Here is a 21,793-nt window from a genome sequence, read left to right as displayed (position 1 = left end):
CTATAAATTAATCGCGCAAAGTCGCAAAGTTTTTTGTAAGCTAGAATAAGTTTGTCATTTTCGACCTAAGGGAGACTCGAGCAATAGCGAACAGACGAAATAAATCGCACTAGAAACTTGACAAAGGTTTGAAGAATTGCCAGATGGAGCTACTAGTGTGATACTTCTTTCATCAGGATGATATAAAATGAGAAAAAAATCCTTTTAGTCTTTACAATCTGTCGCTTTAAATTAAATTCTTTGCGTCTTTGCGACTTTGCACGATTATTATGATAATTCGTAGCAAAAAAGTTACAATTTATCACAGCTAAATCTCCCAAAAAGAAAGAACTTTTAGATACCTTAGCAAATTATAATTCTACTCAATAAAAACAATAAAAATGGCGGAGCAATCTTCAATTCAGTGCCCAAATTGCGGAACAACTATCGATGTAAATGATATTCTTAAACATCAGCTGGAAGATAGTATACGCAAAGAATTCCAACAAAAAGCCAATGCTCAAACCAGAGAATTAGAACTTAAAAACGAGCAATTCGAAAAAGCCAAAACCGAATTTGAAGCCAAAAAGAAACAGGAAAACGAACTCTTTGCAGAACGTTTAGAGCGTGAAAAAAAGGTCGCCGAAAAAGAAATTACCGAAAAATTAAAAACCAAACTCGATGAGGAAAATAAAGATCGTTTGCTTTCGATGGAAAAAGAACTTTCAGAGAAATCAGAGAAACTTCGTGAATTGAATAAAATGACTGGCGAAATTGCCAAACTACAGCGTGAAAAACTGGAAATGAAAGAAGCCATCGAAGCCGAAGCACAAAAGCAACTCAACGCTACTTTGGTTCTCGAACGGGATAAAATCCGCAAACAGGAAGAAGAAAAAAACGAATTAAAAATCAAGGAATACCAAAAACAATCAGACGATCAGAAAAAGCTGATCGAAGAAATGAAACGCAAGCAGGAACAAGGTTCTATGCAATTGCAAGGTGAAGTAATGGAATTAGCGATCGAAGAATGGCTGGCCAATAATTTCCCGCTTGATAGTATTGACGAAATTAAAAAAGGCGCAAACGGAGCCGATTGTCTTCAGATTGTGAATACACGCGAACTTCAAAACTGCGGATCAATTTACTACGAAAGTAAACGTACAAAAGCGTTTCAACCTGCCTGGATAGAGAAATTCAAAAACGATATCAGAACCAAAAGAGCCAATATTGGAGTTTTAGTTACAGAAGTTATGCCAGCCGGAATGGACCGAATGGGAATGCGTGACGGAATCTGGATTTGTACGTACGAAGAATTTAAGGGATTAAGTGCTGTTTTACGTCAATCACTAATTCAGATTAGTCAAGCCGTTCAGGCGCAGGAAAACAAAGGCGATAAAATGTCGATGTTGTATGATTTCTTAACGAGCAACGAATTCCGTTTGCAGATTGAAGGAATCGTTGAAGGATTCACGCAAATGCAAGGCGATCTCGATGCCGAAAAAAGAGCCATGCAGCGTATCTGGAAACAACGCGAAAAACAAATCGAAAAAGTAGTTCACAATACATTAGGAATGTACGGTTCGATTCGGGGTATTGCCGGAAATGCCGTTCAGACTGTTAGAGCTTTAGAGCTGGACTTTATTGAAGAAGATAAAGAAGATCCTAAAGAATTGGAATAACGATGTGTGATGGCAAGCAGATTAGACAGATTCGCTAAAGCGAAAACGCTGATTTACAAGGATTTTTTATATTTATAATAATTAAACACAATATTTTTCATTGCGAGGAACGAAGCAAAAACTATATACAGAATTTACACAAAACTATAGCAAAAAGGCTTTAACTATTATTAGTGAAGCCTTTTTACTTTTAACAAAATCTTTTCAAATAACTTTTTTTTTGAAAGACATAATGAGCCTAAATTGGTTTGAAAGGTATATGTCATTATTATCATTAAGGCATATTTACTGGCTGCAATCTCAATCCACTTTTCTAAAAACCAAAAGTTTCCCTGAAGGGTTTGAAAGCGTTAATCTGTTATCTCCAATAGAATAACTCGTGGTATTTTGAAGTGCCTTTATAAACTGATCTTCTTTATTTCCAGATGCACACGCCATCATAGTCGAGATTACTTTTGAAAATCGAAGCAAGTCTTTTTCATAAAAAATACTGCCGCTAATCGCATTGCAGCCTCCATAACCCATAAATTTATTTTCTGTAGAATTAATTTCAATTCGTGGTAATTCTTTTTGAAAATCGGTTAAAAAAACTTTGAATCCGTTTAACTCTTCGAGAACCCAAATATCATGCAGGCGATAATCCGTATTATAATTTCCGCATCCGCTTAATTTTGCAGCAGTAAGTTCTGTGTTATTTTTAATTTCAACAGCCACTTTATAGGGAGAAATTGCGCCGGACATTGAATTCTGACATTCTAATTGCTGAATCGTAATTGTGGCAGTTGATGTTTCATTAGTTACTTTATACATCTTTACATTCGCATCCATCGCCTTTATGGCTTCTGTTGCAGGAAAAATTAATTTCTCCTTTCCGGAAATTAAAGAGGTAAACTCAATATTTTCACTTCCCATTTTTACTCCCCAAAAAGGTTCGTTTCCGGTTCCTGTAAAATAATATTTCATTTGATCTTCCTGAGTTCCGTATTCAGAAGTAGTGTTTTTTGTATCAGAAGTTTTGCCGGCTGTAGATTTACAAGCTACTATCAATGAAAGCAATAGCAAAAAATAAAGTAATTTTTTCATATCAATTATGTTAAGAATATTCTATTTAAATAAAATACATATAAAATTCTTATGAATTTACGACATTTTTTCGAAATTCTTATTTAGAATCTTTTCAAATTTATAATAATTATCTCCAATAAAATGTGTTCAAAACCCGCACTACGTAAAAGATTACGATAAAATACGTAATAACAACACCTTAGTCTATTTATAAAAAAGAAACTAGTTACGTATTTTAATAAGTATAAATACTTATATTTGCGTAGTAATACTTAATTAAAGAAATCATGATAAGAGTAATAGTAGTTGGAAACGGCATGGTTGGTTATAAATTTTGCGAAAAATTCATTGCAAAATCAGGACATGAAAAGTATCAGATAACCGTTTTTGGCGAAGAACCAAGACGAGCCTACGACCGTGTTCACTTAAGCGAATACTTTGGAGGTAAAACTGCAGACGATTTATCACTTTCAACCAGCGATTGGTACTTAGAAAATAATATTACTCTCAATACTGCTGAATTAATCACTGATATAAATCGATCAGAAAAAACAATTCACACACATTTAGAAAAAACACATACGTACGATTACTTAGTTTTGGCTACCGGATCATCGGCTTTTGTACCGCCAATTGACGGTGTCGAAAAAGAAGGTGTTTTTGTCTACAGAACTATCGAAGATCTTGATGCGATTATGGCTTACGCCAAAAAAATAAAACAAAAAGGCGCAACAGAAGCGGCCGTTTTGGGCGGAGGATTATTAGGTCTTGAAGCAGCAAAAGCAGTTCGGGATTTAGGCTTAAACCCTCACGTTGTTGAATTTGCTCCGCGTTTGATGCCAAGACAGTTGGACAAAGGCGCCAGCGATATGCTGCAATCTAAAATCGAAGAATTAAATATTGGCATTCATCTTAACAAAGCCACACAATATATCGACGGTGCGGCATGTATAACGGGAATGATGTTTGCCGAAGACGAATTGTTAAAAGTAGACATGTTGGTGATATCTGCCGGAATTAAACCTCGCGATGAACTGGCCAGAGTTTCGGGACTTGAGGTGGGTTTACGAGGCGGCGTTGTGGTAAACAATCAAATGCAGACATCAGATCCTTCTATTTATGCCATTGGCGAAGTAGCGCTTTACAACCAAAACATTTACGGACTTGTTGCGCCAGGTTACGAAATGGCAGATGTTGCTGCTGAGCAAATCTTAAAGGGTTCTAAAACCATGAGAGAAACCATCGATATATCGACACAATTAAAATTAATTGGCGTTGAAGTAGCGAGTTTTGGTGATCCTTTTATAGAAAACAATGATGTAACTGCGATTATTTATGAGAATAAATTAAGCGGCATTTACAAACGAATCAACGTGACCAAAGATTCTAAAACCTTATTAGGCGGAATACTAGTAGGCGATTCAAGCGATTACAATTCCCTTTTTCAAATTTTCAGCAATGCCATGGCTTTGCCAAAAAATCCTGAAGATCTGATTTTAGGTTCCAGAGACGGTTCTGAAGGTTCAAGTTTAGGAAGCGTTTTAGACCTGCCTGATACCGCTGTAATATGTTCTTGCGAAAACGTGACTAAAGGTGCTATCTGCTGCTCGCTTTTAGACGAAACATGCTCTAACTTTTCAGATGTGGTCAAACATACCAAAGCCACTTCCGGTTGCGGAGGCTGTAAACCAATGGTTTCTGATTTGGTAAAAGCCACTCAAAAATCTCTTGGTAAAGAAGTAAAAGATGTTATTTGCGAACACTTTAGCTATACGCGCCAGGAATTATTCGATTTGGTAAAAATCAACAAATACGAAAACTTCTATGAAGTTATTGATCATCATGGCAAAGGCGATGGCTGCGAAGTTTGCAAACCTGTTGTAGCTTCCATTTTCTCCAGTATATATAATGATACTGCCAACAAACACGTTACAACACAGGATACAAATGATAGATTTTTGGCCAATATTCAACGAAACGGAACCTATTCTGTAGTTCCAAGAGTTGCCGGAGGCGAAATTACGGCAGAGAAACTTATCGTTATTGGCGAAGTAGCCAAACAATTCGATTTATATACTAAAATTACCGGAGCCCAACGTGTCGATTTATTTGGAGCACATTTAAGTGACTTACCAAAAATATGGAAAATCCTAATCGATAATGGTTTCGAAAGCGGTCATGCTTATGGAAAATCGCTTCGAGCCGTAAAAAGCTGCGTTGGAAATGCCTGGTGTCGTTACGGAATGGATGACAGCGCCGGATTCGCCATAGAACTCGAAAACAGATACAAAGGAATTCGTTCTCCTCATAAACTAAAAGGCGGAGTTTCGGCCTGTATTCGCGAATGTGCCGAAGCCCGAGGAAAAGATTTCGGATTGATTGCTGTTGAAGGCGGCTGGAATTTATACATTGCCGGAAACGGTGGTGCCAACCCAAAACACGCCGTTTTATTAGTTGAAAAAATCGACAAAGAAACCGTTATCAAATATCTGGATCGTTTTTTAATGTATTACATCCGCACCGCTGGTCCGCTAATTAGAACCGCAACCTGGCTGGACAAATTAGACGGAGGTTTAGAATATTTGAAAGAAGTAATCATCGAAGACAGCCTGGGCATCTGTGAAACACTTGAAGCCGAAATGCAGACTCTGGTCAATACTTTTGAATGCGAATGGAAACAAGTACTGGAAAAACCAAGATTGTTAAAACGTTTCAATCATTTTGTAAACTCTGAAGACAAAGATGATAATGTTGTTTTTGTTCCGTTAAGAGATCAAAAAGCACCAAAAGCGTGGACGTAACTCTATAAATAATTTTTAAACACATACAAACATAGCTTACAGGAGCGAATAAAGGCGTTTTACTTAAAATAAATCACATCGCTATGTGTGAAGAAACGAGTTTCTTTTTGATTTTCTTTCTTTAAAACTATCCAACCTATGTCTCTATGTGTTTAAAAAAAGCTCCAAAAAAAAAAAAATATCACAAAAACGTTTGCTGTCCTCTTACCCTCTTTTTTACTGCGCCATCAAACTCTCTTGATTGTAAAAAGAGGGATAAGAAACAGGAACACAAAACTTATCAAAATGGAAGAAATCTTAAATCAATACGAAACAGTTCATCCAAACGATGCGACAATTTGGTTCAAAGCCGGAAAAACAGAAGACTTCCCAACCAATCGCGGCGGCTGCATCAAATACAAAAACAAACAAATTGCCATTTTTAATTTTACACGCCGTAACGAATGGTACGCTTGCCAAAACGCCTGCCCGCATAAAATGGAAATGGTTCTGGCAAGAGGAATGACAGGATCTACAGAGGACATCCCAAAAATCGCCTGTCCGATGCACAAAAAGACTTTTTCGTTATTGGATGGATCTAACTTAAATGGTGATGATTATAAAATTGCCACCTATCCTATTAAAATTATTGAAGATGAAGTATTTGTTGGTTTCGTGGATTAGACTTTTTAGAGGCAAGAAACAAGAAGCAAGATTTTAAAAACGTTTATCGTCTTGCTTCTTGCTTCTTTCATCTTACTTTCGACTTTTCTACTAATTTATGTATCTTTGAAATCTATTATCTTACCAAAAAAATGAACACACCTTTTCAAAAAGCAAGCGAGTGGATTGATGCCGAAAATGCACAGGATCCCAACATCGAAATCGACCAAAATACCCAATATCCAAAAGAATTATTGTATTCGAACAGAATGTACGAAAGACTGATGCAGTTCGAACCCGAAGCTTCAGAGCAAATTCAGATTGCCTCAAAAGCACAACACATTTGCCGATGGAAAGTAGCCCGAGAATCCTACCCAATGGATCGTGTGGGGTATTTGAGATGGAGAGAAGATCTTAAAAAATTTCATGCTAAAACTACAGCCGAAATTCTGGAAAAATCAGGATATAATCAGGATTTTATAGATCGTGTTTCTTTTTTAATCGAAAAGAAATTACTGAAGAAAGATGCTGAAACACAATTGCTCGAAGATATTATCTGTCTCGTATTTTTAGAATATTACTTAGATCCGTTTGTTCATAAACACGATGATGAAAAACTAAAAAACATTATCAAAAAAACCTGGGATAAAATGTCTGACAAAGGACATCAGGAAGCCTTAAAAATTAATTATTCTGAAGAAAACCTAAACTTAATAAAAGCCTCTTTAGGATTGTAATCTGATTGGAAAATGAGCTAAAGGCGAATTCCGTTTTCCGACAAAAGACAAATCTATTCGAATGAAAAAAAGCAATCAGGAAGCTGCAGATAAAATCAATTTCAAAAATTTACGCCGTTGGTATTTTTTTGCACTCTGGACTATTGCCATAACCGTCATTCTTAGCCAAATCCTGGTTCAGTACAACTTAAAACAGCAATTAAGTGATTCTAAAATCATTAATATTTCAGGTAAACAGCGAATGTTAAGCCAGAAAATTGTCAAAGAAGTGCTGATCTTACATTATGTTTCTGATACTATTTCACAAAAACAAATATCACATCTGAAAAATGTTCTCGAACTCTGGAAAACAACTCAAAACGCACTTGAAAATGGTAACGACAGTTTAGCTTTTCCGACAGAAAAAAGTGAAACCCTAAATAAATTGTATAAAGAAATCAATCCTGTTTTCAGTACCATAAGTCAATCTACTGATTTTTTTCTTCAAAACTTACAACAAAAAAGCAATTTAAACCAGAATCAAAAACTGGTTCAGACCGTACTAAAAAACGAAGGCGTTTTCCTTTCGAAAATGAATCAGATTGTAAGTCAGTACGATCTCGAAGCACACGAAAAAGTTACCGAACAGCGCAAAATAGAATACTGGATTTTTGCCTTTACGCTTTTCGTTTTACTGATGGAGTTTTTCTTCATCTTCAAACCTACCAACAAAAAAATCGAGAAACTCATCGCCAAGCTTTTATCTTCTGAAAAGAAAGCTTTAAAACTCGCTTATGATACCGAAATCATTAGCGAAATAAAAGAAAACTCAGTAAAAGAATTAAAGTCCCTGAACTATGCCATGGAAAATACGCTGCTGTATTGCCGTATTGCGCCCGATGGTTCGATTATTCATATTGGCGAAAAATTTGCCAAGCTTTTAAACTACACCCGATTTTCTTCCAACAAAAAATTCTCCGAAGTTCTGACAACCGACGAAAAGGAACAACTGAATATTGACCGAATCATTTTCGAAAAACATCGAAGTGGCTGGCAAGGTGAAATTAAAATCATCAATAAAGAAGCCCAGACTTTTTGGCTTGATTTATCAATGGTTCCGGTAACCATCAAAAAAGAAGAATCGGAACTTTTAATTATTTGTTTCAACATTACCGAACGTAAAAAAGCACAGCGCGAAGTCGAACGCCTGAACATAGAAAACAGTACCGAAAAAATCAATCAGCAAAAGATTATTTCAAGTAAAATCGTTGAAAATCAGGAAAACGAACAAAACCGAATCGCAAAAGAAATTCACGACGGAATCGGGCAAATGCTTACCGGTTTAAAGTTTAGTCTGGAAAGCATCAATCTCGACGATAAAGAAAAATCGGCTCAAAAAATCGAGTATTTAAAGAAATTATCTCTCGATATCATAAAAGGGGTTCGTACCGCAACTTTCAACCTAATGCCTCCGGAATTGAGCGATCACGGTATTGTTTCTTCACTCGCAAAACTGACGCAGGAACTTTCAAAACTAACCGGAAAAGAAATTCTGTTTTACAACAAAACCGATTTTAACCAACGTCTAGATTCTCTAATCGAAATTAATATTTACCGCCTAACGCAGGAAGCCATCAATAATGCCATAAAATATGCCGAATCATCGCATATCATTGTGCAGCTTTCACACAGCAACAATTTATTAAGTATTATTGTAGACGACAACGGAAAAGGCTTTGACATCAACGCAGTAGACAAAAAGCGCAACAGCGAATCCGGAATGGGATTATTATTTATGAAAGAGCGAATTCAATACGTAAACGGCCGCGTATTTATTAATTCTATTCCCGGCGAAGGAACGAGAATTACATTTAATATTCCAATATAAAAAAAGGAAAATCTAAATTTTAAATTCCAGTTCTCACACAATCTTGTCATCTCGACAGAAGGGAGAGATCACACAAGAAACTCCGTTATAATGATCACCAATTTAGATGAAGATTCTTGTAATCTTGTCAGGCTGGCGAAGTCGAAGCCACAATGTAAATCAAAATAAGTTCTACAATCATTTGGGCGAGACACCATCCCGGTAAGAGGGCAAAGTTGCTTTGTCTTTATTCGCCCTCTTACCGGCATGCTGTCGGGCTATCCGCGCTACTTCGGTAGCCAGCTCCTATCCCTCTCGCGGGCAATCGCTTTCAGAAGATCTTAAGATTACTCCGAATTTACCAGAAATGACATCTAAAACCTTTGTCAAAGTTTCAAACTTTGACAAAGTTCAACGCAAACCTATCCTCAAATAGCAACATATAACTTTTAATGTAAGTCATTTTTTAATGAAATTTTAATGTTGGCTTTAATGTTAGAATTTAGTCCCGAAACTTCGGGATAAAAAAATTAGAATTTCAAATCCAAAAATTACGTATATTAGCGTCTTCTTTGTAGATGAATATACGTAAAAATCCAAAATAAAATTTAAGTAAATTATGAGTAATATCATTCGTGTAGTACTGGCAGACGATCATGTTTTTGTAAGAGATGGAATTAAATCATTACTTGAAAACGAAGCAAACATCGAGGTTGTAGGAGAAGCCATTGATGGTGCTGATGCTCTTGAAGTGGTTGCAGCCAGCAAACCAGATTTACTTATAGTAGATATTCGTATGCCCAACTTAACCGGTATCGAGGTAGTAGAAAAACTTAGAAGCGAAAATAATAACGTAAAGATCATCATGCTTTCTATGCACGAATCTGAAGAATATGTATTAAAGTCAATAAAAGCCGGAGCCGATGGTTATTTACTAAAAGGTTCAAGCAAAGAAGAATTCCTAAAAGCACTGCATACCGTTGCTGCCGGCGGAAAATATTTTAGCGGTGATATTTCCTCTATATTAATAAGCCAATTGACCCACTCTTCGACATCATTAGAACCTAAACAAAGTTTAGCCGACGAAATGATGATTACCAAAAGAGAAAAAGAAATCCTTACGCTGCTATTATCCGGAAAAGGAAACAAAGAAATCGCTGAAGCACTTGATATCAGCAAGCGTACAGCCGAAGTACATCGTTTTAACTTAATGAAAAAGTTAAAGGTCAAAAATTTAATGGAACTTTCGAATAAAGCGACAGAGTATTCCTTGCTTCAATAATTACGTATTAATACTTAATTATTTTTCAAAAACTGCGTTTTAGCATCTTTAAACTAAGTTATAGTACTTATTTTTATCAAAAATTATAAGTGCTATGAAAACTACAAACCCATTATCTCAATCTCACAAAATTTTATTTTTGAACACATTGGCATTTACAGTGTGTTTTGCCTGCTGGACACTAAACGGCGTTTTGGTAACTTTTTTAGTCGATAACGGAATTTTCCACTGGAACGTTGTTCAGGTGGGCTGGTTACTCGGGATCCCAATTCTGACGGGTTCAATCATGCGTTTACCAATTGGTATTCTAACAGATAAATTTGGCGGAAAATATGTTTTTTCCCTTTTATTACTCCTCTCCTCTATTCCATTGTTTCTCCTTCCCTACGCCGACAGCTTTTTTATGTTTGCTTTACTGAGTTTTTTCTTCGGAATGGTAGGAACAAGCTTTGCTGTCGGGATTGGATATACCTCTATTTGGTATCCAAAAGAATGGCAGGGACGTGCCTTGGGAATCTTCGGGATGGGGAATGCCGGAGCCGCAATAACCACTTTTCTGGCACCTTCATTATTAAATCACTTCTCTATTGATGATCCTCAAAATGGCTGGAAAATATTGCCCGTTATTTATGCCATTTCTTTACTGGTAATTGGAGTCGCCTTTTTGATTTTCGCCAAAAATAAAAAAATAGAGAACAATACTAAAAGCGTTTCTCAAATGCTGGGATCTTTAAAATCAGCCAGAGTGTGGCGTTTTGGAGCTTATTACTTTTTGGTTTTCGGTTGTTTTGTCGCCTATTCACAATGGTTATTGCCCAACTTTATGAATGTCTATCAAACCAGTTTAGTAATGGGTGGCTTATTTGCTACACTTTTCAGTTTGCCATCTGGCGTAATCAGAGCTTTTGGAGGATATTTATCAGATAAATTCGGAGCCAGAAAAGTGATGTACTGGGTTTTAAGTTCATCAGTAATTTTAAGTGCCTTATTAATGATCCCAAAAATGGAAATCACCACCACTGGTCCGGGAGTTTTAGCAACAAAAAAAGGCACTATAACTTCCGTTTCAAATAACAATATCAAGATTGGAGAAACAGATTTTGCTGTTGCGCAAAAGAAAGAAGATCTAAGCGAAAGTGCCATCTTTCCCATCAGTACATCCTGGCAGCAAGTCGTGGTAGAACAAAACCAAACGGTTAAGAAAAAAGAACTTTTGGCTAAAGGAATTACAGTTATAAAGTTTGATGCCAATATGTGGGTTTTTCTGGTTCTGGTGATCTTAATTGGAATTTCATGGGGAATAGGGAAAGCAGCAGTTTACAAACATATTCCTGAATATTTCCCTACCGAAGTTGGGGTTGTTGGAGGAATGGTCGGTATGATTGGCGGTTTAGGAGGTTTTTTTGGCCCTATCATTTTTGGGTATCTACTGACTGCAACCGGAATCTGGTCCAGTTCATGGATTTTTATATTGGTGTTTTCAGCCATTTGCTTAATTTGGATGCATTATACCATTACAAAAATAATGAACGAAAATCAGCCTAAATTATCCAGATTAATTGATGCACAATAATTTAAAAGACAAAATAAACAAATATGATTTTCACCATATTAAACAAGGTATTTTTCTTATAGTTTTGCTGATATTTAAAGAAACCAATTATGAAAAAATTAAAATTAATTCTATTCTTATTACTAGTAGGAATAAGCCTTGACATACAAGCGCAGGAATTAAACGTAAATTTGCAATTAAGACCACGTTTTGAATACCGTAACGGATATAAAACCCTTATACCGGAAGGTAGAGAGGCAACTTCTCAAATCTCACAGCGTTCAAGATTAAATTTTAATTACAAACAGGATCAGTTATCTGTAAAATTAACTTTTCAGAATGTCAGAACATGGGGAGATGTGCCAACAACTGCCACTTCGGATAAAAATGGTGTAGCCGTTTTTGAAGCCTGGGTACAATATGATATCAGTGAAAAATGGAGTGCAAGAGCAGGACGCCAGGTACTTTCATACGACAATCAACGTATTATGGGAGAAATCGACTGGTTACAACAAGGACAAAGCCATGACGCGTTAATGATTTCGTTTCATCCAAAAAACCATCAGCTTGATATGGGATTTGCCTATAACACTGATGCCGAAAACAACTTTCAGACTCCTTATACTGTAAACAATTATAAAGCGATGCAATATGCCTGGTACCATACTAATGTCGACAAATTAGGCGTTAGTTTATTAGTTTTGAATACAGGTTATGAATATGCAAACCTCGATAAAAAATTACTAGTTGATTACAAACAAACTTTTGGAACTTACCTGACTTACAAAACCAAAAAAATTGACAGTAACTTAAGTTTCTACGGCCAAACCGGAAAAAGTGCAGACAAACAGGTGAGTGCCTGGGATGGTGCTGTAAACTTTGCATACAGTATAACAGATTCTTTTAAAGCTGGTATTGGTTACGAATATTTATCAGGAAAAGATATGGATGATGCCAGTACAGTGATCAAATCATTCAACCCTATTTTTGGTACCAATCACGCTTTTAATGGTTATATGGATTATTTTTATGTTGGAGGTGGTCATCAAAACAGCGTGGGTTTACAAGATGCTAATTTGAAATTCAGCTACAATGTAAAAAAATGGCAATTTGCCTTGATGCCACACGTATTCTTATCTGCTGCTGATGTCGTTGTAGCAAACAAAAAAATGGATTCGTACTTAGGAACTGAGGTCGACTTTACCGCCGGATTCAATTTCAAAAAAGATATTACCCTTACAGGAGGTTACTCTCAAATGTTTGGCACTAAAACTTTAGAAGTTTTAAAAGCTCCGGGATATGCGGGACATACCAACAACTGGGCATGGTTAATGATTTCTGTAAACCCTGGAATTTTTAGCTGGAAAAAATAGTTTTTTCTATCTAACCACTATTTATATTTTACCCTTTTTCTTTTTTGGAAAAAGGGTATTTTTTTTAGGGTCAGTAACACATTCTTTTGGTATATTTGATTTAGATTTATTGGTTCTTTTCCCAATTTATAACAAGTCTCACTTCTACTAAACACAATTAAATCCGGTACAAAAATTCTTCACTAAATGAAAATCATAGCCTGGAATTGTAATATGGCATTCAGAAAAAAAGCCGAATTCATTTTGGCTTACGATCCTGATATTGCAGTAATTTCTGAGTGTGAAAATCCTGAAAAACTCAAATTTCCTGACGGAATACAATTACCAACAGATATTCTTTGGTACGGCACAAATCCGCATAAAGGGCTTGGTGTTTTCTCCTATAGCGATTATCGCTTTGAACTGCTGGATTGCCATAATCCAAACTTCAAAAATATTCTGCCCATTGCCATTACTGGCGGAAAAGTCGATTTTACACTATTTGCCGTTTGGGCAAATAACCCAGCAGATAAAGATGGCGCTTATGTAACACAGGTTTGGAAAGCCATTAATTTTTATGAAGATCTTATTACAGAAACTGGAACAATTTTAGTGGGAGATTTTAACAGCAATACCATTTGGGACAAACCACGTCGGGAAGGAAATCATTCTACTGTTGTCGAAAAGTTAGGATCAAAAAAAATCTTTAGCACCTATCATAAATTTTACAATCAAATACAGGGAAGAGAACAGCACCCAACTTTATATATGTATCGCCACGAAAACAAACCTTATCATCTCGATTACTGTTTTGCATCAAATGACTTCATAGAAATTTTAGAAAGCGTACAAGTAGGAAATTATCAGGATTGGACTTTACATAGCGATCATAAACCTTTAATCATTAAATTCAATTTATAAACTATGAACAACACCTGGACAGACAGATGGAACGACCGTTACAGCAGCCAAGAATTTGCTTACGGCACAGCACCCAACAATTATTTAAAAGAACAACTTGAAAAACTAAACCCCGGAAGTATTCTTTTCCCTGCTGAAGGCGAAGGCCGAAATGCTGTTTTTGCTGCCCAATCAGGCTGGAAAGTGGCAGCATTTGATATTAGTGCCGAAGGAAAAAACAAAGCACTTAAATTAGCTGAAGCGAACAATGTCGAAATGGATTATCAGGTTGGAGAACTGGAAACTCTCCATTATCAGACTGAACAATTTGATGCTATTGCACTAATTTATGCACACTTTCCGGCAGCAATTAAATCCTCAATTCACAAAACATTAGAAACTTATTTACGTAAAGACGGATTCATTATTTTTGAAGCTTTTAGTAAAAAACATCTCGAATATCTGGCCATAAACGATAAAGTTGGCGGGCCAAAAGATATTGAATCCCTATTTTCTATTGAAGAAATACAATCTGATTTTCCTGATTATGAAATCATTCAATTAGAAGAAAAAGAAATCGAATTAAACGAAGGTCTGTTCCATAACGGAAAAGGTTCTGTCATTCGATTTGTTGGAAAGAAAAAATAACCACTATAATGTTGCCAGGAGGCGTACTTCTGTACGTCTCCGCCAAATCCCTTTACTTCCTTTTAAGTAATAATACTTAATTAAAATATTTATGTTCCATAATTTCGGATCTTAATTTAGGCAGCGCCAAAATCCCAATTCTTTTTCCGACGGTTTTAATCAGCATTTCTTTTTTTAAATTAGAAAGTACACGAATCGCCTGCTCTTCTGTAGTTCCGGCAAAATCAGCAATCTCTTTTCGGGAAAGTTCAATGTCTATCACATCATTTATTTGACCAAACTTACGATGAATATAAAGCAACAAATCGATTACACGTTCACGTACATTCATATGAGCAATTTTACGAATGTTGTTTTCGCTTTTATTTAATTCATCGGCATAAAATAACATTAATGCATATGTAAATTCAGGAATGTTCTGAAGAATTTCAAGCATAGTTTCATTACTAAAATTACACAAAACACTATCTTCTAAGGCAGAGGCGCCAATCAAATATCTTTTACTCGTTCCAAATCCGCGAAAACCTATTGTATCTCCATTTTTTGTTAACCGGACAATTTGTTCCCTTCCATTTATTCCGGTTTTTATCGTTTTTACTTTTCCCGAACAAATAAAATAAAGTCCCTGTATTGGATCTCCTTCAGTAATAAAAGGATTTGATTTTTTACAAACAAAAGTATTCTTTTTCAAAACATACTTTTTCATTTGCTCCAAATGCAGATGCTTCTTAATAAAACAATTTTCATTCAGGCAGGTATAACAAACGGCTTCTTCTTTCATGAGTTCGAATTTTATGCATTTAAACTAATTTGTTGTTGCTCATTTATTTTTATCAAAAATAGAAAAATAAATTCTAAAAATAAGTATTTATACGTAAAAATACTTATTTTTGTTTAGAGATAAATAAGTGAATTATTTAGAATCTAATTAGGATTTAACTAATCGTACTTAAAAAGAAGTGTAATGCAAAATACCAAAATCAAAACTACCTGTTCGTATTGTGGCGTTGGCTGTGGCATAATCGTAACCAAAGATGCTAAAAATGGCGTAATGGTTACGGGAGACAAAGACCATCCGGTAAACAAAGGAATGTTATGTTCTAAAGGAATGAATTTGCATTACGTAGTCAATGATACTTCAGACAGGATTTTATATCCGGAAATGCGTGGCAGTAAATCCTATCCGCTGGAACGCGTAAGTTGGGATACTGCACTTGATCGCGCTGCAGCCGTTTTTACTTCTATCATAAAAAAACACGGTCCCGACAGCGTTGGGTTTTACATTTCAGGCCAATGTTTAACCGAAGAATATTACCTTGTCAACAAATTGGTAAAAGGATTTTTAAAAACCAATAATATCGACACGAATTCCCGTTTGTGCATGAGCTCAGCCGTTGTTGGGTATAAAAAAACATTTGGTGAAGATGCTGTACCCATTGCTTATGATGATATCGAACTTGCCGATACGTTCCTGATTACAGGTGCAAATCCGGCTTGGTGCCACCCTATTTTATTTAGAAGAATAGAAAAACACAAGGAGAAAAATCCAAAAATAAAAATCATTGTTATTGATCCAAGACGCACGGATACAGCCGCTTTTGCCGATCTGCATTTGCAGATTATTCCGGGATCTGATATTATTTTATATCATGCTATTGCCAAACGCATCATAGAAAAAGGCTACGTAGATCATGATTTTGTAAAAAATAATGCCGAAAATTTCAAACAATACAAAGACTTAGTTCTAAGTACTTCTTTAGAAAAAGCTTCAAAGATTTGCGGTATATCAGTAAACGACATTAAACTTGCCGCAGATATTATTGGCAAAGCCAAAGGATTTATTTCGCTTTGGGCGATGGGACTCAACCAAAGTGCCGTTGGCGTAGATAAAAATACCGCTTTGCTGAATTTATCATTATTAACGGGACAAATAGGAAAACCCGGTTCAGGACCATTTTCGTTAACAGGACAACCCAACGCAATGGGCGGACGAGAAGTGGGCGGAATGGCAACACTGCTGGCTGCACATAAAGAAATCGCAAATCCGGAACATCGCAAAGAAGTAGCCGATTTTTGGGGCGTTGATGAAATTTCAGATAAACCGGGCCTGACAGCAACTGAAATGTTTGAAGCATTGGAATCAGGTAAAATGAAAGCGGTCTGGATTATCTGCACCAATCCTTTAGTAAGTTTACCGGATTCCCGCCGTATCGAAAAAGCATTACAAAATGCCAAATTTGTTGTCGTTCAGGATATTTCGCACAATGCCGATACTTCAAAATACGCCGATTTACTATTGCCCGCAGCAGGCTGGTTAGAAAAAGAAGGTACAATGACCAACTCTGAGCGTCGGATTTCTTATTTGCCAAAAGGAATCAATGCGCCCGGTGAAGCACTTTCTGACATTGAAATTTTAATTCGCTTTGCTAAAAAAATGAATTTTAATGGTTTTAATTTTAATAGCGCCGAAGAAATTTACAAAGAACATTGTGCCCTGACTAAAAATACCAATATCGATATCTCGTTCTTAAATTATCATCGGTTAAAAACCGAAGGCACTTTTCAATGGCCTGTTCCTGATTACGGACATCCGGGAACCCCTCGCCTATTTACCGACAAGAAATTCTATACACCATCGCAAAAAGCAATTTTCAATTTACCAACTGCAATAGAAAACACATCGGAACAGCCCAATGCCCAGTTCCCTTTTATTTTAACAACAGGACGCGTTCGCGATCAATGGCATACCATGACCAAAACCGGAAAAGTATCCCGATTGATGACACATACACCAAGTCCGGTTTTAGAAATCAACCCAATTGACGCTTTTAAAAATGATATTAAAAATGGAGATATTGTTATTGTATCCAGCAAAAATGGAGAAGTTCGTGTAAAAGTAAAAGTAACGGATTCGATCAAAGAAAAAGTTGTTTTTCTGCCCATGCATTGGGGAAAACAACTCGAAAATGATTTAAACCGAACCAATAATCTGACGAATACTGTTGTCGATCCGGTTTCTAAAGAACCTGATTTTAAATACACAACGGTTAACATTAGCAAATATGTAAAACCTTTTCAGAAAATTGCAATTGTAGGCGCCGGAGCCGCAGCGTTCAGGTTTATTCAAAATTATCGTGAGTTCAATTCTACAGATGAAATTGTCGTTTTTTCGAATGAAATAAATCCCTTTTATAATCGTGTCTTACTTCCGGAATATATGACAGGGGAATTTTCCTGGCAACAATTGCTAAAAGTAAAAGATGGAGAAGCTCTCAATAAACTAAAAATTACCATGAATGCCGGCATCGCCATTACTAAAATAAATGCATCAAATAAAACAATAACAGATGGCTTAGGCGAAATACATGCTTATGATTCTTTGATTATGGCAACAGGAAGCCGCCCGTTTGTTCCTGAAAATGCACAACTGCATCTTCCCGGCAGATTTACCGTACGACGAAAAGAAGATGCAGACCGATTAAAAAAACACCTTGACAGCACTAATTTACCAACCGAGGAACAACACGTTGTTATTATTGGCGGCGGTTTATTAGGATTAGAATTGGCTGCTGCCCTAAAACATAAAAAAGTTAAAACGACTATTATTCAAAGGGCATCTCGTTTAATGGAGCGTCAATTAGACCGAATTTCAAGTAAATTATTAGCCGAGGAAGTACAGCTTCGCGATATTCAGATTTATTTTGACAACGAAGTAAGTACCGTTTTTGAAACCGATAATCCGAATGAAATAGAAATTGCCTTAAAAAGTGGCAGAATCATCACCGCAAATGCAATTGTTTATACTATAGGAACAATTCCGAATATTGAAATCGCCAGAGAAAGCGGTCTGGCCTGCGGACGCGGTGTAAAAGTAAACCAGTATTTACAAACCTCAAATCCTGATATTTTTGCTATTGGAGAAATAGCTGAATTCAATAATAAATTATTCGGAATCACATCTGCCGCCGAAGAACAAGCTGATATTTTAGCCAACTTTTTAGCGGGCGATATCAGCAGTTTTTACAAAGGATCTATTCTAATGAATATTCTGAAACTGGAAGATATCAACCTATGCAGTATTGGTGATATCGAAATTCCTGAAAACGACGATTCATACGAAGAAATTATTTTTGCCGATCTGAAAAAACGTTATTACAAAAAATGTATTGTTAAGGATGATCTTCTGGTGGGTGCTATTTTAATGGGGGATAAAAATGAATTTGCCGAGTTCAAAACCATGATAGAAAGCAAAATCGAACTATCAGACAAACGAAATTTATTACTAAGAGGAACTTCAAATGCAAAACCAGTCCTCGGAAAATTGGTTTGTTCCTGCAGTCAGGTTGGAGCCGGAAATATCGAAGAAACCATCAAAAGCGGCGTAAACAATTTTACAGATTTATGCAAAAACACCGGCGCAGGATTAGGCTGCGGAAGTTGTAAAACAGAAGTTAAAGAGATTTTAGCGAAGTGTAAAGTTTAAAAGTTGTTTCAGGTTTCAAGTTTCAGGTTATCGCATTGTGTTGATCTAACCGCAAAGTTCACAAAGGTTTTTTGCAAAGTTTCACAAAGCTATGCAATAAGATCTTTGCCCAAAGCTTGGTGAACTTTGGCTACTTATTAAACATAAATTAAAAAATATTTGCGAAACTCGGTGAAAAAAAATGGTACACTCTATGGTAAAATTTATGCTCAAAGCAAAGTAACCTGAACCCTGAAAAAAAAGAAAAACCTGAAACCAAAATAGAGATATGGAACTAACAAGATTAATAGTAAAAGGAGGCGTTATTTCGCCCGGAGAACTGAAAGAAGTAGTCAATATGGCAATGGATCAGGGTTTAGATTCTATCTCCTTTGGTTCAAGGCAGGATATTATTTTTCCAAAAGGATTTAAAACCTTAGATAAAGAAAAACTGGGGAAACATCATTTTGTTTTTCCCGAACAAAAAAGCGGAAACAATATCGTTTCCTCCTATGTTTCTACCGATATTTTCAGGAACACCAATTGGCTTACAGGCAATAAGTTTTTATATATTCTGGAGCAGTTCAAAGAGCAGCCACGATTAAAAGTCAATATCAATGATCCCAGGCAGCAATTGGTACCCTTGTTTACGGGACATCTTAATTTTATTGCTTCGGAGCATGAAGACTATTGGTATTTGTACATTCGCCTACCCAATTGGGAACGTATGGAAGTCTATCCAATTTTGATTTACAGTTGGGATATTGCTCAGTTTTATTATGAAATCGAAAAAATTACAGCCGAAGAATCTATTGGTATCGATATGATATTTGCGCTTGTAAGCGAAGCTTTAGACACCAATAATCGAACAATAGACAAGCCATTGAATATTCCGTTTTATCCCTTCCCCTATTACGAAGGCATGAACCGAATGGGAATCGACCAATACTGGCTGGGTTTGTACTGGCGAAATAATTTATACGATTTAGGTTTCCTGAAAGAAATGTGCGACCTGTGTTTTGACTGTAAAATTGGAAAAATATGCATCACGCCCTGGAAATCGTTTATAATAAAGGGAATCCCGAAAGATCGAAAACTCGAATGGGAAAAATTCCTGGGTAAACGAGGCATCAATGTCCGCCATTCTTTATTAGAGTTAAACTGGCACTTACCTGTAGCAATGGACTGGGCGCTAAATCTTAAAACATATCTTGTTCGGACACTCGATCAATTTGATATTAGTACATACGGATTAACTTTTGGGTTATCAGAATACAATCGCGACGGGCATTATTTTACGTCGATTGTAGTAGAGAAAAATGAATTGCCAAAAGCTCTCGAATCAATCAAAATCAGAGATACCTATAATGTCTTATATGCAAAGAACTTCGATGCCAATACACGCGAATATCTGGTGCATTCGCAAGATATAGACAAACTCGAACTGCCTACAATATTAATTGAACTGAGTCGGAAATATTTCGAAGAACTCGGAAATTCTGTTCCTGAAACAACCGAAAATCCTCAGAAAAAAGAAAAAACACCATTAGATATTTACCAATGTCAGGAATGCTTAACACTATATAAATCCGAATACGGAGATAAAAATCAAGGTATTCCAAAAGGTATTTTATTCACAGATTTGGCCGAAACTTATTGCTGCTCCTTATGCGAAGCACCAAAAAGCAATTTTAAAATTTTAGAAATTGTCGAAAATTAGACTATATGCTTTCATTATAATTTTCAGGAGCTAATCCAGCTGTCCTCTATATCTTTTGTGTCCGCCGCGGCGGACACAAAAGGATGCCGTTTCCATCTGGGCCAGGGCACTCGTTTTCAAAAGAAAAATTATTCAAACTACCATTTATCATTCCTCTGGTAATTTACATTATTTCTCAGGTAGAATTGTTAAGAGATTTTCGACTTTTATTTCTACCAAAAATCCAACATATTAAAAATAAACACCTTATAGTTAATTTTTAAGTAAAAACTTAACATTGGCGGACTTGTTTTATGTTTATCTTTACTTAACTGTTAATTAACAATTTAGTTACATTGTAACAATATACTCATTAAAAACGCATCAATATGGAAAACGACAACGAAAAAATTACCCCAGAAAAAATTGATTCACCAACACCTGAAAATATTCAGCCTGCTACAGAAAATAAAAAAACAGTAAACACACCGGCTGCAAAAACACCAGTTCGTAAAGCAACACCGGTTAAACCAACAACTGCCGCAAAACCTGTCGCGCCAACAACTACAGCACCAAAAGCTACAACAAAAACGGCAGCAACAACTTCTCCAAAACCTGTAGTTCGCAGAGCTCCTGCAAGAAAAGTAATTCCTGCTGCTGCTGAAAAAACAGAACAAATAACAACTCCAAAAGTAACAATCAAAGAACCAGCAAAAAATGAAGCATCAGAAACTAAAACTGATGACGCGGTTAAAACAAAGGGAGAAACTAAAAAAGATAAATCAACAGATAAACAGAAGAAAAAAGTGAAAGACAAAGACAAGGAAAAAGAGAAAAAGAAATTAGCCAAGAAAAAAGATCAGGCTAAAAAAGACAAAAAGAAAGAAAAAGCTAAAAAAGCAAAACAAAAAGCTGCTGCTAAGAAAAAAGAAAAGGCTAAAAAAGCGAAAGAAAAAGCAAAAGCTAAAAAAATAGCCAAAAAGAAAGCTAAGTCTAAGAAAAAAGACAAAGCTAAAAAGAAGAAATAATTTAGGAAGAAGGTTTGACTTGAAAAAGTTAGACCTTTTTCATTTGGTAAAGACTTATCCTTATAGTTTGTCATTTCCATGGACGGGAAATCTCCACGAGAAGTTCGACAAAGATTGGGTT

Annotated in this window: 15 protein-coding genes; 13 read left to right on the top strand and 2 right to left on the bottom strand. The window is 36.0% G+C overall.

The genetic code is table 11. From position 1 onward, the window contains the following. Nucleotides 1-380: 380 nt before the first annotated feature. On the top strand, nt 381-1,658 hold the full coding sequence (locus ACHRWY_RS22935; RefSeq protein WP_395357716.1) for a DUF2130 domain-containing protein: 1,278 nt from the start codon (nt 381-383) through the stop codon (nt 1,656-1,658). 300 nt (nt 1,659-1,958) lie between these two features. On the opposite strand, the gene ACHRWY_RS22930 is transcribed toward ACHRWY_RS22935, so the two are convergent. Beyond that, nucleotides 1,959-2,741 (bottom strand): META domain-containing protein, encoded by a 783-nt coding sequence (locus tag ACHRWY_RS22930; RefSeq protein ID WP_395357715.1) that lies wholly within the window; start codon nt 2,739-2,741, stop codon nt 1,959-1,961. A gap of 269 nt (nt 2,742-3,010) precedes the next feature. On the opposite strand from ACHRWY_RS22930, the gene nirB reads away from it, so the two are divergent. From nirB to ACHRWY_RS22885, 9 genes are all read left to right on the top strand, one after another. Next, nucleotides 3,011-5,524 (top strand): nitrite reductase large subunit NirB, encoded by a 2,514-nt coding sequence (gene nirB, locus ACHRWY_RS22925; RefSeq protein ID WP_395357714.1) that lies wholly within the window; start codon nt 3,011-3,013, stop codon nt 5,522-5,524. Between the two features lie 285 nt (nt 5,525-5,809). After that, nucleotides 5,810-6,187, top strand: coding sequence for a nitrite reductase small subunit NirD (gene nirD / locus ACHRWY_RS22920; RefSeq protein ID WP_395357713.1), 378 nt, complete (start codon nt 5,810-5,812; stop codon nt 6,185-6,187). A gap of 131 nt (nt 6,188-6,318) precedes the next feature. Beyond that, nucleotides 6,319-6,903: a DUF4202 domain-containing protein gene (locus ACHRWY_RS22915; RefSeq protein WP_395357712.1), complete on the top strand. Its 585-nt coding sequence runs from the start codon at nt 6,319-6,321 to the stop codon at nt 6,901-6,903. A 61-nt stretch (nt 6,904-6,964) separates the two neighbouring features. After that, entirely contained in the window at nt 6,965-8,770 is a 1,806-nt protein-coding gene (locus ACHRWY_RS22910) for an ATP-binding protein (RefSeq protein ID WP_395357711.1), read from the top strand. A gap of 598 nt (nt 8,771-9,368) precedes the next feature. Then, nucleotides 9,369-10,031, top strand: coding sequence for a response regulator (locus ACHRWY_RS22905; RefSeq protein WP_395357710.1), 663 nt, complete (start codon nt 9,369-9,371; stop codon nt 10,029-10,031). A 94-nt stretch (nt 10,032-10,125) separates the two neighbouring features. Beyond that, complete coding sequence (locus tag ACHRWY_RS22900) at nt 10,126-11,604, top strand: nitrate/nitrite transporter (protein ID WP_395357709.1); 1,479 nt, start codon at nt 10,126-10,128, stop codon at nt 11,602-11,604. Between the two features lie 89 nt (nt 11,605-11,693). After that, nucleotides 11,694-12,956, top strand: coding sequence for an alginate export family protein (locus tag ACHRWY_RS22895; RefSeq protein ID WP_395357708.1), 1,263 nt, complete (start codon nt 11,694-11,696; stop codon nt 12,954-12,956). Nucleotides 12,957-13,142: 186 nt separating this feature from the next. Beyond that, on the top strand, nt 13,143-13,856 hold the full coding sequence (locus tag ACHRWY_RS22890; protein WP_395357707.1) for an endonuclease/exonuclease/phosphatase family protein: 714 nt from the start codon (nt 13,143-13,145) through the stop codon (nt 13,854-13,856). A 3-nt stretch (nt 13,857-13,859) separates the two neighbouring features. Next, nucleotides 13,860-14,483, top strand: coding sequence for a class I SAM-dependent methyltransferase (locus tag ACHRWY_RS22885; RefSeq protein WP_395357706.1), 624 nt, complete (start codon nt 13,860-13,862; stop codon nt 14,481-14,483). A 76-nt stretch (nt 14,484-14,559) separates the two neighbouring features. On the opposite strand, the gene ACHRWY_RS22880 is transcribed toward ACHRWY_RS22885, so the two are convergent. Next, a complete protein-coding gene (locus ACHRWY_RS22880; protein ID WP_395357705.1) occupies nt 14,560-15,264 on the bottom strand; it encodes a Crp/Fnr family transcriptional regulator in 705 nt (234 codons plus the stop codon). 183 nt (nt 15,265-15,447) lie between these two features. Between ACHRWY_RS22880 and ACHRWY_RS22875 the strand changes: the two genes are divergently transcribed. From ACHRWY_RS22875 to ACHRWY_RS22865, 3 genes are all read left to right on the top strand, one after another. After that, the gene (locus ACHRWY_RS22875) at nt 15,448-18,966 is read left to right on the top strand and encodes a molybdopterin-dependent oxidoreductase (protein ID WP_395357704.1); all 3,519 of its coding nucleotides are present in this window, start codon (nt 15,448-15,450) and stop codon (nt 18,964-18,966) included. A gap of 268 nt (nt 18,967-19,234) precedes the next feature. Continuing rightward, on the top strand, nt 19,235-20,665 hold the full coding sequence (locus ACHRWY_RS22870) for a rubredoxin (protein ID WP_395357703.1): 1,431 nt from the start codon (nt 19,235-19,237) through the stop codon (nt 20,663-20,665). Nucleotides 20,666-21,033: 368 nt separating this feature from the next. Further along, complete coding sequence (locus ACHRWY_RS22865) at nt 21,034-21,672, top strand: hypothetical protein (protein ID WP_395357702.1); 639 nt, start codon at nt 21,034-21,036, stop codon at nt 21,670-21,672. Nucleotides 21,673-21,793 lie beyond the last annotated feature (121 nt).

Origin of the sequence: Flavobacterium sp. FlaQc-48 (assembly GCF_044007335.1) — a bacterium.
Classification (GTDB): Bacteria; Bacteroidota; Bacteroidia; order Flavobacteriales; family Flavobacteriaceae; genus Flavobacterium.
Note: the sequence above shows the minus strand (reverse complement) of the source record. Positions and strands in the feature narration are given on the sequence as shown.

Excerpts from the sequence above, each read along its gene's own strand:
- ACHRWY_RS22935 (WP_395357716.1), top strand. The coding sequence starts at position 381 with ATGGCGGAGCAATCTTCAATTCAGTGCCCAAATTGCGGAACAACTATC.
- ACHRWY_RS22930 (WP_395357715.1), bottom strand. The coding sequence starts at position 2,741 with ATGAAAAAATTACTTTATTTTTTGCTATTGCTTTCATTGATAGTAGCT.
- nirB (WP_395357714.1), top strand. The coding sequence starts at position 3,011 with ATGATAAGAGTAATAGTAGTTGGAAACGGCATGGTTGGTTATAAATTT.
- nirD (WP_395357713.1), top strand. The coding sequence starts at position 5,810 with ATGGAAGAAATCTTAAATCAATACGAAACAGTTCATCCAAACGATGCG.
- ACHRWY_RS22915 (WP_395357712.1), top strand. The coding sequence starts at position 6,319 with ATGAACACACCTTTTCAAAAAGCAAGCGAGTGGATTGATGCCGAAAAT.
- ACHRWY_RS22910 (WP_395357711.1), top strand. The coding sequence starts at position 6,965 with ATGAAAAAAAGCAATCAGGAAGCTGCAGATAAAATCAATTTCAAAAAT.
- ACHRWY_RS22905 (WP_395357710.1), top strand. The coding sequence starts at position 9,369 with ATGAGTAATATCATTCGTGTAGTACTGGCAGACGATCATGTTTTTGTA.
- ACHRWY_RS22900 (WP_395357709.1), top strand. The coding sequence starts at position 10,126 with ATGAAAACTACAAACCCATTATCTCAATCTCACAAAATTTTATTTTTG.
- ACHRWY_RS22895 (WP_395357708.1), top strand. The coding sequence starts at position 11,694 with ATGAAAAAATTAAAATTAATTCTATTCTTATTACTAGTAGGAATAAGC.
- ACHRWY_RS22890 (WP_395357707.1), top strand. The coding sequence starts at position 13,143 with ATGAAAATCATAGCCTGGAATTGTAATATGGCATTCAGAAAAAAAGCC.
- ACHRWY_RS22885 (WP_395357706.1), top strand. The coding sequence starts at position 13,860 with ATGAACAACACCTGGACAGACAGATGGAACGACCGTTACAGCAGCCAA.
- ACHRWY_RS22880 (WP_395357705.1), bottom strand. The coding sequence starts at position 15,264 with ATGAAAGAAGAAGCCGTTTGTTATACCTGCCTGAATGAAAATTGTTTT.
- ACHRWY_RS22875 (WP_395357704.1), top strand. The coding sequence starts at position 15,448 with ATGCAAAATACCAAAATCAAAACTACCTGTTCGTATTGTGGCGTTGGC.
- ACHRWY_RS22870 (WP_395357703.1), top strand. The coding sequence starts at position 19,235 with ATGGAACTAACAAGATTAATAGTAAAAGGAGGCGTTATTTCGCCCGGA.
- ACHRWY_RS22865 (WP_395357702.1), top strand. The coding sequence starts at position 21,034 with ATGGAAAACGACAACGAAAAAATTACCCCAGAAAAAATTGATTCACCA.